18 protein-coding genes are annotated in these 16,128 nt (G+C 45.6%); 9 read left to right on the top strand and 9 right to left on the bottom strand.

Features of this window, described 5'->3' with window-relative positions; translation table 11 throughout:
• Positions 1-72: 72 nt before the first annotated feature.
• Complete coding sequence (locus QUB33_RS05130; RefSeq protein WP_333348152.1) at positions 73-222, bottom strand: hypothetical protein; 150 nt, start codon at positions 220-222, stop codon at positions 73-75.
• A gap of 284 nt (positions 223-506) precedes the next feature.
• Between QUB33_RS05130 and QUB33_RS05135 the strand changes: the two genes are divergently transcribed.
• Positions 507-986 (top strand): orange carotenoid protein N-terminal domain-containing protein, encoded by a 480-nt coding sequence (locus QUB33_RS05135; RefSeq protein WP_333348154.1) that lies wholly within the window; start codon positions 507-509, stop codon positions 984-986.
• Between the two features lie 225 nt (positions 987-1,211).
• Here QUB33_RS05135 and QUB33_RS05140 read toward each other — a convergent pair whose 3' ends face one another.
• From QUB33_RS05140 to QUB33_RS05155, 4 genes are all read right to left on the bottom strand, one after another.
• Positions 1,212-1,886: an acetoacetate decarboxylase family protein gene (locus tag QUB33_RS05140; RefSeq protein ID WP_333348158.1), complete on the bottom strand. Its 675-nt coding sequence runs from the start codon at positions 1,884-1,886 to the stop codon at positions 1,212-1,214.
• Between the two features lie 279 nt (positions 1,887-2,165).
• Complete coding sequence (locus QUB33_RS05145) at positions 2,166-3,647, bottom strand: S-layer homology domain-containing protein (RefSeq protein WP_333348161.1); 1,482 nt, start codon at positions 3,645-3,647, stop codon at positions 2,166-2,168.
• 162 nt (positions 3,648-3,809) lie between these two features.
• Entirely contained in the window at positions 3,810-4,796 is a 987-nt protein-coding gene (locus QUB33_RS05150; protein ID WP_333348164.1) for a DUF6263 family protein, read from the bottom strand.
• A 4-nt stretch (positions 4,797-4,800) separates the two neighbouring features.
• Entirely contained in the window at positions 4,801-5,490 is a 690-nt protein-coding gene (locus tag QUB33_RS05155; protein WP_333348167.1) for a polysaccharide deacetylase family protein, read from the bottom strand.
• 79 nt (positions 5,491-5,569) lie between these two features.
• Between QUB33_RS05155 and QUB33_RS05160 the strand changes: the two genes are divergently transcribed.
• The 6 genes from QUB33_RS05160 to QUB33_RS05185 all read left to right on the top strand — a co-directional run bounded on the left by QUB33_RS05160 (position 5,570) and on the right by QUB33_RS05185 (position 10,258).
• Positions 5,570-5,764 carry a DUF433 domain-containing protein gene (locus tag QUB33_RS05160; RefSeq protein ID WP_333348170.1) on the top strand — a complete coding sequence of 65 codons (195 nt, stop codon included), beginning with the start codon at positions 5,570-5,572 and terminating at the stop codon, positions 5,762-5,764.
• A gap of 321 nt (positions 5,765-6,085) precedes the next feature.
• The gene (locus QUB33_RS05165; RefSeq protein ID WP_333348173.1) at positions 6,086-6,853 is read left to right on the top strand and encodes a ChaB family protein; all 768 of its coding nucleotides are present in this window, start codon (positions 6,086-6,088) and stop codon (positions 6,851-6,853) included.
• A 266-nt stretch (positions 6,854-7,119) separates the two neighbouring features.
• Positions 7,120-7,281, top strand: a complete 162-nt coding sequence (gene rd / locus QUB33_RS05170) for a rubredoxin (RefSeq protein WP_333348176.1) — start codon at positions 7,120-7,122, stop codon at positions 7,279-7,281.
• 24 nt (positions 7,282-7,305) lie between these two features.
• Complete coding sequence (locus QUB33_RS05175; RefSeq protein ID WP_333348179.1) at positions 7,306-8,553, top strand: NAD(P)/FAD-dependent oxidoreductase; 1,248 nt, start codon at positions 7,306-7,308, stop codon at positions 8,551-8,553.
• Between the two features lie 61 nt (positions 8,554-8,614).
• Positions 8,615-9,349, top strand: a complete 735-nt coding sequence (locus tag QUB33_RS05180; protein WP_333348182.1) for a hypothetical protein — start codon at positions 8,615-8,617, stop codon at positions 9,347-9,349.
• Positions 9,350-9,484: 135 nt separating this feature from the next.
• A complete protein-coding gene (locus tag QUB33_RS05185) occupies positions 9,485-10,258 on the top strand; it encodes a class II aldolase/adducin family protein (RefSeq protein WP_333348185.1) in 774 nt (257 codons plus the stop codon).
• A gap of 111 nt (positions 10,259-10,369) precedes the next feature.
• On the opposite strand, the gene QUB33_RS05190 is transcribed toward QUB33_RS05185, so the two are convergent.
• From QUB33_RS05190 to QUB33_RS05205, 4 genes are all read right to left on the bottom strand, one after another.
• Positions 10,370-11,272 carry an Rpn family recombination-promoting nuclease/putative transposase gene (locus QUB33_RS05190; protein ID WP_333348188.1) on the bottom strand — a complete coding sequence of 301 codons (903 nt, stop codon included), beginning with the start codon at positions 11,270-11,272 and terminating at the stop codon, positions 10,370-10,372.
• 37 nt (positions 11,273-11,309) lie between these two features.
• A complete protein-coding gene (locus QUB33_RS05195; RefSeq protein ID WP_333348192.1) occupies positions 11,310-12,056 on the bottom strand; it encodes a HEAT repeat domain-containing protein in 747 nt (248 codons plus the stop codon).
• A 242-nt stretch (positions 12,057-12,298) separates the two neighbouring features.
• The gene (locus tag QUB33_RS05200) at positions 12,299-12,835 is read right to left on the bottom strand and encodes a GNAT family N-acetyltransferase (protein WP_333348196.1); all 537 of its coding nucleotides are present in this window, start codon (positions 12,833-12,835) and stop codon (positions 12,299-12,301) included.
• Between the two features lie 4 nt (positions 12,836-12,839).
• A complete protein-coding gene (locus QUB33_RS05205) occupies positions 12,840-13,043 on the bottom strand; it encodes a hypothetical protein (protein ID WP_333348200.1) in 204 nt (67 codons plus the stop codon).
• Positions 13,044-13,178: 135 nt separating this feature from the next.
• On the opposite strand from QUB33_RS05205, the gene QUB33_RS05210 reads away from it, so the two are divergent.
• Together QUB33_RS05210 and QUB33_RS05215 are read left to right on the top strand one after the other, a co-directional pair.
• A complete protein-coding gene (locus QUB33_RS05210) occupies positions 13,179-14,540 on the top strand; it encodes a calcium-binding protein (protein ID WP_333348203.1) in 1,362 nt (453 codons plus the stop codon).
• Between the two features lie 215 nt (positions 14,541-14,755).
• On the top strand, positions 14,756-16,114 hold the full coding sequence (locus QUB33_RS05215) for a calcium-binding protein (RefSeq protein WP_333348206.1): 1,359 nt from the start codon (positions 14,756-14,758) through the stop codon (positions 16,112-16,114).
• Positions 16,115-16,128 lie beyond the last annotated feature (14 nt).

Consider the following 16,128-nt stretch of genomic DNA (forward strand, 5'->3'; position numbering starts at 1 on the left):
TGAAATAAAGTTCTCCTGATTCTAGGCCGGCTGTTTGCCGGCCTATTTTCTTTGGAATGATATCAAAGTTTTTTATAATTCAAAGTGGGCGGTACCTTTAGCAGCAATGTTTACAAGTTCTCCCTTGATTAACTCAACTCGATCGTTCTCAGCAAAAAATCCCAGTTCTGTCAAGCGGTGATATTGCGCTACCGTGAAGCGTTTTGCAGTTGCGATCGACATAACAGCCACCTCTATACAGGTGTGTTGCGATTATAGGCGATCGTCGATCGGCTAAACAATGCTAATCTGGAGCACCCCTCACAACAATCTTGTCAAATTTGCCTCATCCTTTGGTTGCAAATTTCCCAAATCTTGGTCAGTTTCCTCGACGAACTTATGTCCGGGATCATATCTGCCTTAAGCAAGATTCTAGCATCAGTATTTATTAGGTACTTTAACTAAGTAGCAAAAAGAAGTTTTCTAAATAAGAAAGCTGAGCAATACATATTATTTTGGAGGCTTGAATGACATTTACTACTTCCGGTGCTTACGACCAAGGAAAAGCAGATATTCAGAGCTTGAGTGTAGACGACCAATTAGGTTTGCTGTGGTTTGTTTACACCGAAATGGGCAAGTCAATAACACCAGCCGCTCCCGGTGCTTCCGGTTCGGACATCGCTCAGGGTTTGTTCGATCAAGTCAAACCGCTGCCCCACGAAGAACAACTACAAGTAATGCGCGACATTGCCTCAAAAGCCAATACTGAAATCAGCCGGATGTACGGGTCAATGAGTCCTGAAACCAAGCTGGCTTTTTGGTATTTCTTAGCAGTAGGAATGGACGAAGGAACTATTATACCCATGCCTCCCGACTATGAACTTCCCGAAGCCGGAAAAGCTTTATTAGGAAAGGTTCAGGCGATGGACTTTCAGCAACAAATTGATTTCCTTCGCGGTACAGTTTTAGTAATGGGTGCTGAAGCCGCTCCGGGCGCTGGCATTTAAAAATAGGACTTACGAAAAAAAACCCGGTTTTTCGGAGAATATTCGGTGTGGCAACGACGCATTTAGGAAGAAACCCGGTTTTTAGCCGTTTGATGCGTAAGTCCTCAAAAAGATTAGTAAGTAGCTCAAACTAATACGCCACGCCAGAAACCGGGCTTCTTCAAGAAACCCGGTTTCTGGCTGTTCTGTTTTTTTAGGTTGACGGCCAATACCCGCACTTTACAGCTAATAACTGAGTTCAAGGGATCTGTTTCCCACAACTTCCGGCGCACCGACTGTTAAACGCAGATCTTCGCAGGCAACTGTTAGCAAGGGCTGCCCTAAGTTTAAACTGGCAAAAGGACTTTCTTCTGCCACTTCTAATTCGCCTTTAATCAAACCGATGCGAGACTGTAATCCTCCTTTAAACAACAGCAAATTGCTGCGGTCAGCGCTGAAAACATTTCCGCTAAAAGGCAGCGGTAAGGCTAAACTTTGCTGGCTGTAATTGAGGCTGCACAGTTGACGGTTTTCTTGGCGAACTGTGACGCGGTAGCCTAGCGGTGCCGCCTTTACCGAATCGCTGCCTTCCCAACTAAATTGAGCTAATTCTTTAGGAAGTCCCCAAATTTCGCGCCCGCCGGCTACGGAGTTAGGATTGTCTACGTAGATGTGGGAAATCCAAGCGCCCCATTTTCCAGCATAATTGGCGATCGCGCTAACTACAATTAACTCATTGTACTCCATCACCGAACCCAACCCGTAGGAGGATATATAAATGCCACCTAGGGTTTTTCCGGGCAATAAAGAGACAATTTCTAACTCCGAGGGAACCAAGGGGCGCACTCGTGCCACATCTACCAATTGTAAAGTCTGAACAGCATAACCTTGCAGATTCCAAGGTGCAGGTGGATATACCATTTTAAGTGATGTAATGTCTGATATTTTATATTTATTTTAGCTTGGCGCTTCAAAAAGCAACAATTTTTGGTATTTCTTCATAAGTTGTTAGTAATTTACTTTATTTAAACAAATTAATAGGTGACGATAAATTTGATGAATAGTTGACGTGGGTTATCTGTTGTATGGGGGCGGGTTTAGTAATATTGTTAGTAGGAATTAGATATTATTCGTAAAACCCGCCCCTACAGATATTATCAGCGTTTATCCGCGTTCATCTGCGGTTAAAAACCTGCAAATCTACTTACTAGCATAACCCGTACTCACCAAAAACTCCCGCAACTTCCCAAAGAATTGAGTGCGATCGCGTCCTTGATAAACCCTCTCCAACAACTGCCAACCTTCCGCCTCCTGCCCCATAACATACTTGTTCGCCATGAAGGCCGCCAAAACCCCCTTCACCTCCCCATTTTCACTCAAACGCTTGTTAGATTCCAGCCAAAGCTCAGCAGAATTCGTGTATACTTCCACCGGATACTCTTTGCTAACATCTTGCATTTTACCTTGGCGGTACTGCCAAATTTGCAGCGGCAAGCGAGAATCAGCGTAATTTGTAAAAGCCTCGGAAAATCTGCCGTCCTGACTCTTAAACTCTGGGATATCATTTTTGCCAAAATCCACTATTTCGTAACTCACATTGCCCCAGAAATGCTTGACATGAGTGTATTTGTTAGCTGCCGAGTCGTAGCGGTAAATAAACGAATAATTGCAGCAGCGGACGCCGCTTTTGATTGACACTAAATCTGCCAGCACTTCCGGTTCCTTGTCGCCGTCCAAATCACGGATTCGCAGCGATAAAAAACGTCCTTCTGATATTTCTTCGCTGGCTCTATTGTCGGGATTATCTGCTAGAGAACGAGTCGGAATCAACACAGGTTCTTCTAATAAACTTTTACCGTCGCGGATAATTCTGATGCGGAGATTTTTAGCATTTTCTGCTTCTTTTACGAAAGAAACCTCCGCCCGAACTTTTCCCGCTTCCGAGATTTCTGTGGTTCTGGGCGGGCCGATATTCGCCGGAACTTGGGCGATATATTCGGCAGGAACTAAGGCAGTTTGGCCGGGTTTGGCGAGCGCCTGACAGAAAAAAGTTGCGACTTCGGCGCGAGTAACATTGCGTGTAGGTTCTAACTGTTTAACGGCGGGATAATTGACCACAAGTTGTTTTTCGGCGGCGGCGGCGATCGCATTTCTTGCCAGTTCGGGAATTTGCGGCGCATCTTCAAAAGTCGCCTCCAAAACCTCAGCCGCCGACCCCGTAGGTGTATATTTCAAGCCGCTGGTTAAAGCTACCAAAGCCTGCCAGCGGGTAATATTCAAAGTCGGGTTAAAGATACTGCCACTGTATCCAGACATAAAACCCGTCTGATAAGCTTCTCGAATTGCTTTAAAACCCCAGTAAGTTGTAGGAATATCTGCAAAGTCGATCGGAGCGCGGACTGTTTTGGCATCGGGAAAAGCCATGCGAACCATCGCCGCAAACTCAGCGCGGCTAACTGGGCGATTCGGGCGAAAAGTGCCGTCTTCGTAGTAGCCACTGATGATTTTTTTCTGCGCTAACTCCTCTATGCAAGCTTGCGCCCAATGGTTGTTAACATCCTTAAATTTGGCTTGAGCAAATGCCGGCGCTACATTTCGGCCCGGAAACATTAAATTTCCGATGATTATCCCCAGCGCTACCACTAAAGCGATGATAGCTTGCCATCTGTGCGATCGAATCATAGAACAGACTCCTCTACTTACAAATTGGCGATCGAAACTTTCGGAAAATTTATATACTATCAGGTATATTAACCGGATTTAATACCATTTATTAAATTTTTACCGACGACTAAGGACACGGCAGTGCCGTGTCCCTAATTTTTCGAGTTCCTATAATAAAGCTTACTTCGACTCTAAAGTCATCTCCATCGCCATTTTTGTTTTGATTGTTGATTCTTGGGAACTGCCAGCAGTTTTAGCACTCATTTCGCTATTTGAACTAATAGACACAGTAGAGCGAAAAGGAATTAATCTATCCAAGCGCATTGTGGCTGTTCCCCGACCCTGAGAAGCAAAAGATTTTAGGGTTAAGGTAGTTCCCGGAGGCAGTTGGGGAGAGCTAATATTTTGGGGGTTTGCTTGCTGCTCTATACTTACATTCATAGAGGCAACTCCATCTTGCCAGCTAGCCAATTCATAGGTAGCAATGTCCTTCACATTAATACCACTGAAATTAGAGGAAGAAGAAACGCGCCATTTTGCTCCTTTTCCGACAGCTTCGGCAGGCAGCGGCGAGGCAAGTTGCTCTATAGAGTTAGACATTTGTCGAACCATTTGTTTGACGTTATTGTCAGCTCCTTCGGGCAAAATAATGTCGCCTCCTTTATGAAAACCGCGATTGTCCATGATGAAAGAGCCTTTCACTCCCACCATGTTTTTGAGTGCGGAACGCATGGCATTTAGGGCGGCGGGCTGGGTATTTCCAGTATCACCGACGATATCTGCATTAGTGTAAGCAAACTCGTAGTAAATATCGCCGTTGGGAGCGATTTTAGTGACTTTGGTCTCGAAAGTCATCACCGATACTGGAATTTTAGCCGCAGCCGAAGACTGACCGGATGCGGATATGTCCATATCCATTTTTACGGTCATCACAGTTGTTTCTTTGACATCGATAGCTGGTTTCAGACGCAGTTGCTGTCGTGGTTCCACTCCCGGATTTAGCAGTTCCACTTGCGGGGTTTTCGAGTTTGGCGCAGGCGCGGATAAGCCAGGGGCTGGCTGCTGCACTACAAGGGGAGTTTCTGCACTTAGAGAAGCAGGAGAAAGCTCGATCGCCCATCCGGCGCTCGCCAAACAAAGAGATGTAATAAACAGTGTTTTTTTCATTAACTTAATTTCCTGTTATCTGAATGTTAGCCTGTTCCCACAGTCGATCGACTGTCACGAATTTGTAACCTTTATACAACAGCAATGGAATTATTTTATCCGCCGAAGCTGCAACATCTTCGCCGCCGCAATAGCCGTCGTGCAGTACAATAATAGATCCGTTTTCAGTTTGCTGCACGATGCGACTAATAACTTTCTTAACCCCCGGCCGCACCCAATCTTCCGGGACGACACTCCACATTACAGGGCGATATTCCCACTGTTGCAATAACTCTAATGTTCGTGGCGTAAAAATGCCGTTGGGCGGTCGCACGTCCAGGATTAATTTTGGGTCTAAATCGCAAGCTTTGGCAATTGCTTTCTGCGTGTCTTCTAAACTTTGTTTGAGTTCGTGGGTTTTGAGTTTGGGAAACGATATATGCTGATAGCCGTGGAGGCCGACCCAGTGTCCCCGATCGTACACTTCTTTAGCGGTTTCTGGATGGCGGTCAACGCAAAAACCTAGCCAGAAAAAACTAGCTTTGATGTCGTATTTATCTAAAATTTTTAACAGTTGAGGTGTGTGCTGACGGTGCGGCCCGTCGTCAAATGTGAGGGCAATTTCTCGGCTGTTGATATCTCCCGTCCACAGACATCTGGGAAAAGCAGATTTGAGGATGGGATGAACGACAGGAAACAGGGGTGCTAATGGCATTGATTAACCTTGATAAATGCGATCGGGTAGAAATGAAGCTGCGTTACAATAGAGTAAAGTTAACTCAATCTAGGTAAATATGACAACTACCGTTGAGATTGGAACGCTAATTGTCACCACGCCGGGAACTTGCGGTGGCCGCCGCCGCATCGCCACAACCCGAATTACCCTAGAAAATATTGCTATTGATTTTAATGCTGAGCTGACTCCAGAACAAATCATTGATGAAAAACCGCACTTCACTTTAACACCCCTTTATGGTGCACTAGCCTAATATTATGCGAACCAAGACAAAATTGACGCGGATATACCCGCAGAAAACGCTGAGTGGGAGCGCTTGGAATCTGCATATACGATTAAACTTAAGCCGTTACAATAGAAGAGGATAGGAATAGTTGGGAGCTTATAGTAGAGCTGAATAACTGTTAGTAAAAGATGAGCTATAGCCACAACAAAAAATCATTAAGTCTTTTGATAGATCCTCAAAGTATATCCGGTAAATTGACCTCTATCTCCCGGTCGATGCGCTTGCCCTACCGTGTCTTCCTATACTGAACACTATCAAAACTAAGCGACCAATCATCAAGGAGGAACAATGACCGAGGAATATTTAGCCGAACGAACAGTTTCAGCCGTATTTAAGGAAGAAGAACAATTAGACGGCGTAATTCGGCGGTTGCTCGATCGCGGAGTTTCCCGCGAGCACATCTCAGTCATGGGAAAAAACTTTCAGTCTAAAACTAGAATTGCCGGCTTTCTTACTAAAAAAAATGTGATTTTAGGCGGTCTGCGAAGCGGGGCGATTTTTGGTTCCTTATTCGGTTCTTTTTTGGGTTTGCTAACTGGCGTCGGCGTGCTGTTTATTCCCTTTGTCGGTGCAGTAGTCTCGGCGGGCCCGCTGGGTGCTGTACTGTTGGGTGCAGCTAGCGGCGCGATCGCAGGTTCGGCCGGTGCGGGTCTAGTTTCCGCTTTAGTCGCTTTGGGAATGCCCGAAGACAAAGCAGCTATCTATCAAACGCGCGTTGAAGCAGGCGAATTTCTCGTCATGGCAGAAGTCCCCGCAGATAAATCGGGCGAATTTCAACTCTTGCTAGAAAGTGCAGGCGGCGAAGAAGTTTCAGTTAGCGAGATGACCCTCCCGCGCGCCGTCAAAGGTCGCTGCAATAGTCCGGCAGATTTGTCTCCAGAAGTGCGATCGCACCTGTCGGAAGCTGCTCAAAAAACCTTTATGGAATCATACAACGCCGCATTTGATGAAAGCAACGACTCGATCCAAGCCGAACACACCGCTTGGGACGCCATTCACCAGCAGTACGAAGAAGATGAAAACGGCGTTTGGACTAAGCCTTTAGCGAAAGTCTAGTCTTGCAATCGCAGTAAACTAATAAAAAATAAAATCCAGCCTCTAGAACTGCGGTTCTGGAGGCTTTGACGATTTTAGATTTTAGATTTGAGATTTTAGAATTGTGCAAGACTTAATTAAGTTTTAGAATTGAGAATTATTAAAAACTTAATTTTTAATAAGTTGGGAATTGCCGAAAGTCGCATTACGGTTTGAAATTGGTATTGCATTAGGTTGCGTTGTCAAGTACAATCTATAGGCTTACAATATAAAATTGAGTTAAGCAAATGCAAAAATACGTTTGTACAGTTTGCAATTACGTCTACGATCCAGCAGAAGGCGACCCCGACGGAGGCATAGCACCCGGTACACCCTTTGAAGAGATCCCCGACGATTGGGTTTGTCCCACTTGTGGGGCAGCAAAATCCGATTTTGAACCAGCAGAATAAGCGAGAAAGAATTTGTCCGATCGAATGCTCAAAATTACAGTTATCGGCGGCGGTGCTGCTGGTTTTTTTAGTGCAATTACCTGTGCCAAAACCTACCCGCAAGCCCGCGTCACTTTACTAGAAGCTGGCCGGCAACTCCTGGCAAAAGTTCGCATCTCTGGTGGCGGGCGCTGCAACGTTACTCACGCTTGTTTTGACCCTGGTGTTTTAGTGCAGAATTACCCCAGAGGTGGGAAAGCTCTGCGCGGTGCTTTTACTCGATTTCAACCCCGCGATACTGTAGAATGGTTTGCCGGTCACGGCGTGAAGTTGAAAACAGAAGAAGACGGGCGAATGTTTCCGATCACAGACGATTCGGGGACTATTGTTAACTGTTTGATCCGCGCTGCTGAGGATGCAGGCGTAAAAATTCGCACTGGCGATGCAGTAGTTTCTGTAAAGAAACTAACAAGAAATACGGCAGAGGGCGAACACGGAGACACCGCCCCTAGTTTTGAAATTGAGTTGAAATCCGGGGAGAAATTGAAGTGCGATCGCATTCTTCTCGCTACAGGCAGCAATCCGTCGGGTTATAAGTGGGCAAAAGAGTTAGGTAATACTCTAGAACAGCCTGTTCCTTCTCTATTTACTTTTAATATTTCCGACAGCAGAATCAAAGATTTAGCCGGAATTTCTGTTCCTAATGCTAAGGTGAAATTGCCGGGAGCTAAATTAGAACAAAGCGGGCCTTTGCTAATTACTCATTGGGGTTTAAGCGGCCCTGCTGTACTCAAACTTTCGGCTTGGGGTGCGAGATTTTTGCACGATCACCATTATAAAACATCTGTGCTAATTAATTGGCTTCCCCAGTACAATGCGGAAGTTTTGCGGCAGCAACTGCTAGCGGTTAAGTCGCAGTTGTCGCACCGATTGATTGTTTCTAGCTGTCCGTTTCCGATGCCACGCCGCCTGTGGGAACGTTTGACAAGTTCGAGCGGCATTGATGAGCAAAAACGCTGGGCAGACTTATCTAACAAAACCCTCGATCGCCTCCTGCAAGAACTCGTTCAAGGCGAATATCAGATTGCCGGAAAAGGCGCATTTAAAGAAGAGTTCGTCACCTGCGGCGGTGTCAACCTCAAAGAAGTCGATTTTAAGACAATGGAAAGCCGCCGCTGTCCCGGACTTTTCTTTGCGGGCGAAATCTTGGATATCGACGGCGTGACGGGCGGTTTCAACTTCCAAAGTGCCTGGACTACAGCGTGGTTGGCCGGGAACGCGATCGGCAAATGAACTCGATTTAGACGGGCAATTATTAAATTTTGTGTTATTTTTGAATTAAGAGGCACCAAATGTGATTGCTGTTGAGCCTGTAGAAGAAATTCGCAGTTTTGCCTCCTTCCACATCGGGGTCAAACACATGAAAAACGTTAAGCTGAAAACCATAAAATTCCCGAACCACACTGACAGCCATCTTGGCTCACCTTTGATAGAAAAAAATGGCTTGGTGGAACTTAACCCAAAATTTACAAATCCTGAATTTTTAACCAACTGGATTTTTGAGACAAACCTGTACGGCGAAGCAGTTTCAATCGACCACTTTGTCATCACATTTCCCACCCGAACCGAACTCGAAAACTACGCCGCATCTTTCCGCCCTTTCGGCGCCAAAACAGTTGAAGGCCCCGACTTGTTCCCGCTCAAATTTTGTGCGGAAAACATTAATGTTCCCTCCGACTTGTGGCTGCATTTAATGACCTTATTAATGCCAGCAGGCGGCTTAGTAGTATTAGATGCGCCCCACGCAGCCGGCGACCAAACAGACCGCTTCCAGCAAGAAAGAGGATTAGAAGCAGTTCACCACGTCGCTATTCGAGTCGAAAACGTGCAGAATGCTGCTAAAATATGGCAAAACAAAAACTTTAAACCGCTATCAGAGCATCCTTTAGACTCCGGCTCATTAACCCAGTGGTTTCTGCAAAACCCCGCCGGACAAATCATCGAATTAATAGAACGTCTCCCCGGCAACAACGCTACCTTTGACTGCAAAAACATTGCAGGTTTGCGCCTCAGTGAAATCGCACTTTAGTAAGGCAGCCAAGATGCCTAGCCTACAATTGGCAAGTCCAGTTATCTCGTTGATCTCGTTTTATCTCATTCCCAGTCAGAGACTGGGAATGCCGATTCCGAGGAGGTGCCTCCTGTCTTTTCACTAATAAAATATATGGTTGCCATAAAAATCCCAAAAGTCACTTTTCAACCCCCAACATTCAACTCAGTTGAAGAAGAACGTCGCCACCGCAAACAGCGTTTAGCTGCCGCATTCCGATTATTTGCCCGCTTCGGATTCAGCGAAGGAGTGGCCGGACATATCACCGTCCGCGACCCCGAACACCTAGACCATTTTTGGGTCAATTCTTTTGGAATGCACTTTAGTTTAATTCGAGTCAGCGACCTAATTTTAGTCAACCACAAAGGTGAAGTTGTTGAAGGAAATAAACCCGTAAACGAAGCAGCTTTTGCCATTCATTCCCAAGTCCACAGCGCCCGCCCCGACGTAATCGCAGCAGCCCACGCTCATTCTCCCTACGGCAAAAGTTGGTCGAGTTTGGGCCGCCTGCTTGACCCGCTGACGCAAGATGCTTGTTCTTTTTATGAAGACCAAGCTTTATTTGACGATTACACCGGAGTTGTTTTGGAAATCGAAGAAGCTAAACGCATCGCCAAAACTTTAGGTGAGAAAAAAGCCCTTATCTTACAAAATCACGGACTGTTAACAGTAGGTCAAACAGTAGATGAAGCAGCTTGGTGGTTTATTTCAATGGAACGTTCTTGTCAAGCGCAGTTAATGGCCGAAGCAGCGGGAAAACCAATTCTCATCAAGCCAGAATGTGCGCGTTTTACACAGCAGCAAGTAGGGTCTCACCGGATGGGATGGTTTAGCTTTCAACCGCTTTATGACATGATAGTACGCCGGGAACCCGACCTATTAGATTAGAAACTAGGCGGTTGAAACCGCTACTAAACAAACACACGCAGCCTGCGGCGAATAAAGAATGAAGGGGGTATTAAAGCTGGATTTAGTATCAGGAGTGCAAAAGTTATAAATTCAGGCTGAAGCCGAGTCCAACCAAGCTATCAAATCCTCTTGACTGGTAAAATCTAACAAGATTTCTCCTAAATCCTGTAGTTGTTCGAGAGATAACTGCTGGATGCGAGTTTTAATTTCTGGTGGGATTTCGCCAGTGCGCCGCGCGATTTGACGTAAGATTAATGCTGTTTCCCCCTCAATTATGCCTTCTTGGCGGCTTTTAATAATAGCACCGCGTTGGTCTTCAAAAAACATTTCCCGCTTTTCCAATTCCTCTAATTCCTTAAGGGTTAAATTAGTTCTGCTGGCGATTGAAAAAGCTGTTTGAATTTCGGGCATTGATGCAAATTTTTCGGGAATTTCCTCGAAGAAGGGAGCATTTTTGATAAAATAAATCCAGCTTTGAATTAGGTTTTCGACTTGTTCCAGTTCTTTGTTAAACTTGGGCAGTTCGACAAACACTAATTCTATTTCTCTGTTATAATACTCGAAGTTTTCTTCGAGTTCTTTAAAGACAAAATGAGTGAGAAACTTTTCGGTATTTTCAAATAGAATAAAATCGGTAATTGTTAAAGCAATCAGAGGATTTAATTTAGAGTATCCTTCCCTGGGTCTGAGTTGAGTTGCGTAGGTCTTGGCGGCATTGTACACTACCCGTTTAGTAAAAGCTTCTACATTTATTACCTGCATTTCGATAATCACAGTTTTGTTGCCTGTAATTTTGGCTTTAACATCCAGGTAAGTGTCTTTTAATCCAGTAACGCTCGGCGCGGCGTAAGGGTCAATAATTTCTAAATCTTCAATGGTTGGCTGTGCGTCATAGAGCATAGCATTGAGGAAGCTAATCAAAATGTCTTTGCTCTGGGGCGAACCAAAGATTTTTTTGAAACCAAAATCTGTTTTAGCACTGATGAAAGGCATAATTAGTAAAGGGTAATTAGTAATGGGGGCGTTTAAATCACAAAAGTCCTTCCATTTCTAAGTCTTCAATTATCTGCAATCCGCGCGGGTCGCCGACTCGCAAGAGTGAAGATTTAGCATCTTCCCGCACGCCCATATCTTCATCTTCTTCTAAAGCTTCAATCAGACCGTCGATCGCCCCAGCGTACACTATATTATTCGGCAATTCGCGGGCCAGTTGCCCGATCGCCCAAGCGGAATTACTTCGCACAGCAGATACAGAATCTCCCCGCAGCGCTTCAATCAACGGCGGAATCGCAGCAATCACCACAGAGTAACCAACTTTTGCCATTTGACCCAGAGAACTCGCCGCCCACAAACGCACCGCCGAAATATCAGTTTTCAGAGCATCAATTAAAGATGGCAAAGTGCGGTGGTCGCTGCAATTTCCCAGGGCCCAAACTACCCCTTTGCGAACGTAACCGTTCCAGTCGCAGTTAAGCTGAAGAATCAGCGGTTCCACAGCATCGGGACTCGGATTTCGCCCCAACGCATAAGCTGCGCTCACCCGCACCAAGGGGCAACCGTCTCTCAACAAATTAATTAAATGCGAAATTGCTCGATCGTCCTGCAGTTCGCAAAAAGCCCGCGCCGCAATCATCCGGTGCTGAGGTTCTGGGGATTCCAGCAAAGGCAGCATTTCCTCGGGATCTGGCAGCGGGGGTTCGGATTCATAAATTTGATCCAAAGGGCTTTCCAGTTCCGTGTCAGTATCAAGGGCGTTGGAGTAGTCGTTATTGTGCATAAAAAAACTTTACCGTACTGAGGATGCTCCTCAGCAACTCAGACAACGGTCAACAGCAACTAGGATAATACCAATAAAAGTATTCCGAGGGAGGACTGAAGTCCTCATGTGGTTCATAGTGAGGACTTCAGTCCTCCATAAAGTTCGCAGTCAAGACTTAAGTGCCCATAAAGTCACAAAGTTTTCAGCTTCTTTGTCTATCAAAACTCTTCGTCCTTACTACAAACATTACCTTTTATTTTTTAAAGAGACTTGAGCATCGAGACGGAATGACTTTGATAGCCTAATTTTTGATAGAGATTCACCGCAGGCTGATTGCTCAGAAATACTTGCAAACCAATTTGCCTATCGCCCCTTTCCCGCGCCCAATTTTCAGCATGAATAACTAAAGCTGCACCGATCCCCCGACGGCGATGTTCCGGTGCTACGTACAGCAAAAAAATGTGAGCGTAGCGTTCTCCGGTGGTTTGGTCAATCGCATTTCCCAACCACAAACATCCGACAACCGATGTCAGATTTTGGACTTGAGATTGGGGATTGAGATGCTGCGAGGGAAGCGCCGGCAAAATTTCTGCCTCTTCCTGGCTGTTTTTCTGGCACTCTACCCACCAAACCGGCGTCTGGTTAGAAAAATACTGCTCGACAGTTTGAGCCAAATGTTCCAATTCCCCATCCGGGTAAAGCTCTCGGTAAGTCCGGTGCATAAACTTTACCAGTTTTGCCCGATCGAGTCCCGATCCTGAGCGCAGCCCGTAGCCCGGTATTAGTTGAGCAGACATCAGCTCACCGGACACGCAAAGCGGAATAATTTAGTCCCAAGAAAATTGGATTCACTACTGCCGCTTGCTTTTGGGGGATCGCTTCCTCAATCGGTGCCGGGGCAGCCATGTCAGCCGGCAAAAAGATGCGAGCGCTGACTGCTACCAGAGCCACGAAAAATACTAATATCGCTATAAATGGAGCAATGTATTGACGAATGATAACCATAACCGCAAAAACTTGATTCTTGAGTTGATATTATCAAGTGTACCATAAAATATGGTCAGCTATAATGGCTGCTATTGGACACTTAGCTCAAGAAGAGAGCGATCGCAAATACCAACAACCACAAAATCTAATCTTATGAGTGCCTCGCCTGCTGTTTATGAAGCTCTGGCTAAGTCAATTGTTTTTTTAAATCAAAAACCTAACGCACAAAATGAAGTTTCGCGTTTCCTAGATACTAATGGCTACTATATCGATCGCATATTCGACGACCCAGAAACAAACTTTTATGCGATCGGGTTCGGTTCATCCAATCCCGAAAACCCGCCAGCCCTCGTATTTAAAGGTACAGACTTCATCGACGGCGACGCTATCTTTTCCGACTCCCGAGACATTGGTTTACCGGAATTTGAAAAGAACAAAGATAATATCAAAAACTGGCTAACAGAAATCGGTCAAGATACAGGTAAAAACCCCAACAAATTATTGCCCGATGTCATCGGGCACAGTTGGGGCGGAGCAGTCGCTCAAATTGTAGCAACCGAATACACATCTCTGACCGGCGATATCTTTACTTTCAACTCTCCGGGAGTGTCAGCGAGTACATTCACCAGTTTTCGGAGAAATCTCAGCAGGGCAGGCAACAAAAATGTCACTCACTACATTGTCAGCGGAGATGTAGTCAGCTTGTTTGGGGAAGCATTTATTCCGGGTAAAGTATTTATCCAAAGTTTTACTGACCCGAGTATTAATCCCTTAACTGTTTTGGCAAAACATCGAACTGAAAATTTGTTAACTACTCCGCCCGCGGGTTTTTTGCAGAGGCAAATTTCTGTAGAACAATTAAACAGTCCCGAATTTACTTATAACAACGACTCGGATTTTAACGAATTTATCGCTGCCCTAAATTTTCCCCTGGCCAATGTGTCAATCCCAATCCGAACCAGAGCGGGTGCAGAGAGTTTGAGAACAGCACCAGAATTTTCTTTTGTGCAGTTAATCAGACAAATGCAATACGGTTTAGCTCCCTTACAACCGAATTATCTATCAGGGGACGATCGCAACAATACTGCTACTGGCGGCCCTGGAGAGGATACAGTTATCGGCAATCGCGGTAACGATACTCTCAGAGGCAATCGAGGTAATGACAGCATCACCGGTGGTGATGGCGACGACTTCTTGTACGGTGGCAGAGATAACGATTATTTGGACGGTGGCGACGGAAATGATTTGATTTCCGGCGAGTTTGGCAACGATTTTTTAATGGGCGGCGCGGGGCGCGATCGCTTTGTATTGGAATCAGGTGGCGGAGCCGATGTGATTGTAGATTTTCAAGATAGTCAAGATTTAATTACACTGTCGCGGGGTCTAACTTTTCCTCAAATTAGAGTAACCCAAGGTGGTGACGGAGCATTAATTACTATCCCGGTTACTGGGGAAATTCTTGCTACTCTCAGAGGCGTAGTTGCCAGCGATATTACGCGGGTAGATTTTGTATAGCTTTAGGGCGAGAAAAATTTGTAGTTTTGGTGGCGCGAAACCGGGGTAGGTTTTGTAGCAAAATTGTTTTTATTCAGAAAAAATGTCTGCTAAATCTGCCCCTACAAAGCAACGAAATATGACCAATTAATATGGTTAATAACCGGAGTTTACAGTAAAATAAATTAAGTAGCTTAAACACTAATTCCCAATCTAACGACAGGAAATAAAAAAATATGCCCTCCTCCCCCGCCGCTTACGAAACTATAGCTAAGCAACTTGTTTACATAGATAACAACCCCCAGTCTCAAACTTTAGTTCAAACAGGTTTGAGCGCTGCTGGCTACCAAATCGATCGCACGTTTGACGATCCCGCGACTGGATTTCACGCGATCGGCTTAATTTCCACCACCCCAGACAAACCGCCCGTTTTAGTATTTCGCGGCACCGACTCGCCCGTAGACGATCTTGCCAACGCAGACAAGCGCGGCGTCGGTTTTAACCAATTTGAAGCCAACAAACAAGCCTTAGGAAATTGGCTGACACAAATCAGTCAAGATACAGCAAAAAACCCCAGGCGCTTGGCACCAGATCTTCTCGGACACAGCTTGGGCGGCGCCATAACGCAACTCGCGGCCACCGAATTTACCTCTACTATCGGAGATATTGTCACCTTCAATTCTCCCGGAGTTGCTCAGAGCACAGTCAATACATTTAAGCAGAAAGTCGGCGCCGGAAAAAATGTAACTCACTACATAGTTAGCGGCGATTTTGTTAGTTTGGGAGGAGAAGCTTTCATCCCGGGAAAAGTAGTTCTTCAAACATTTACTAACCCGATTATCAACCCGCTATTGGTCTTGGACAAGCACACCCAAAGCGGTTTGTTAACTGCTCCTCCTCCCGGCTTGACTCAGACAGAAATCTCTGTAGACCAGTTGAACCGCCCTAATTTCACTTTCACAGATTCGGATTATTTAGAGCTGTTAGCTGGCTTAGACTTTGCACTGCCTGCCTTGGGAAAATCGCTGCTATCGCGCAGCAGTTTAGAGCAATTAAGAACCGCTCCGGGAAGCTCCTTTTTAGGAAACGTTGTGGCAATGAAAACTGCTCTCGATCCGTCCGCAATTAATAATTTAGTAGGCGACGAGGCCAACAATACAGCCTCAGGTTTTGCAGGGGACGATATTATCATTGGCAATGGGGGAAACGACACTCTCACGGGCAGCAAAGACAACGATATTATCAGCGGTGGCGTCGGCAACGACCAGCTATTCGGTGGCAAAGGGGATGACAATTTGAGTGGTGGAGAAGGAAACGATACGCTGATTGGAGGAAAGGGTGCGGATCTCTTAATTAGTGGCGCTGGACGCGACGTATTGGTGTTAGGAGTAGGCGCCGGTACAGATACATTTATAGACTTTCAAAAGGGTCAAGATTTAATCGGTTTGAGCGGAGGTTTGAGGTTCAACCAACTGACAGTTACTCCAGGCGATTTTATAACGACGATTGAAGTGGCCAGTAACGGCGAAGTTCTTGCCAGTATTACTGGCATTCCCAGTAGTCCGCTAACAGCTAGTGATTTTATTGCGATTTAGTTGGCGGCTGGCAA

Origin of the sequence: Microcoleus sp. B3-A4 (assembly GCF_036705385.1) — a bacterium.
Taxonomy (GTDB): Bacteria; Cyanobacteriota; Cyanobacteriia; order Cyanobacteriales; family Microcoleaceae; genus Microcoleus.

What these genes read in the sequence shown, in the direction of transcription:
- QUB33_RS05155 (WP_333348167.1), bottom strand. Translation starts at nt 5,490, where the DNA reads ATGCCATTAGCACCCCTGTTTCCTGTCGTTCATCCCATCCTCAAATCT.
- QUB33_RS05130 (WP_333348152.1), bottom strand. Translation starts at nt 222, where the DNA reads ATGTCGATCGCAACTGCAAAACGCTTCACGGTAGCGCAATATCACCGC.
- QUB33_RS05150 (WP_333348164.1), bottom strand. Translation starts at nt 4,796, where the DNA reads ATGAAAAAAACACTGTTTATTACATCTCTTTGTTTGGCGAGCGCCGGA.
- QUB33_RS05210 (WP_333348203.1), top strand. Translation starts at nt 13,179, where the DNA reads ATGAGTGCCTCGCCTGCTGTTTATGAAGCTCTGGCTAAGTCAATTGTT.
- QUB33_RS05205 (WP_333348200.1), bottom strand. Translation starts at nt 13,043, where the DNA reads ATGGTTATCATTCGTCAATACATTGCTCCATTTATAGCGATATTAGTA.
- QUB33_RS05185 (WP_333348185.1), top strand. Translation starts at nt 9,485, where the DNA reads ATGGTTGCCATAAAAATCCCAAAAGTCACTTTTCAACCCCCAACATTC.
- QUB33_RS05195 (WP_333348192.1), bottom strand. Translation starts at nt 12,056, where the DNA reads ATGCACAATAACGACTACTCCAACGCCCTTGATACTGACACGGAACTG.
- QUB33_RS05140 (WP_333348158.1), bottom strand. Translation starts at nt 1,886, where the DNA reads ATGGTATATCCACCTGCACCTTGGAATCTGCAAGGTTATGCTGTTCAG.
- QUB33_RS05135 (WP_333348154.1), top strand. Translation starts at nt 507, where the DNA reads ATGACATTTACTACTTCCGGTGCTTACGACCAAGGAAAAGCAGATATT.
- QUB33_RS05200 (WP_333348196.1), bottom strand. Translation starts at nt 12,835, where the DNA reads ATGTCTGCTCAACTAATACCGGGCTACGGGCTGCGCTCAGGATCGGGA.
- QUB33_RS05145 (WP_333348161.1), bottom strand. Translation starts at nt 3,647, where the DNA reads ATGATTCGATCGCACAGATGGCAAGCTATCATCGCTTTAGTGGTAGCG.
- QUB33_RS05160 (WP_333348170.1), top strand. Translation starts at nt 5,570, where the DNA reads ATGACAACTACCGTTGAGATTGGAACGCTAATTGTCACCACGCCGGGA.
- QUB33_RS05215 (WP_333348206.1), top strand. Translation starts at nt 14,756, where the DNA reads ATGCCCTCCTCCCCCGCCGCTTACGAAACTATAGCTAAGCAACTTGTT.
- rd (WP_333348176.1), top strand. Translation starts at nt 7,120, where the DNA reads ATGCAAAAATACGTTTGTACAGTTTGCAATTACGTCTACGATCCAGCA.
- QUB33_RS05165 (WP_333348173.1), top strand. Translation starts at nt 6,086, where the DNA reads ATGACCGAGGAATATTTAGCCGAACGAACAGTTTCAGCCGTATTTAAG.
- QUB33_RS05175 (WP_333348179.1), top strand. Translation starts at nt 7,306, where the DNA reads ATGCTCAAAATTACAGTTATCGGCGGCGGTGCTGCTGGTTTTTTTAGT.
- QUB33_RS05190 (WP_333348188.1), bottom strand. Translation starts at nt 11,272, where the DNA reads ATGCCTTTCATCAGTGCTAAAACAGATTTTGGTTTCAAAAAAATCTTT.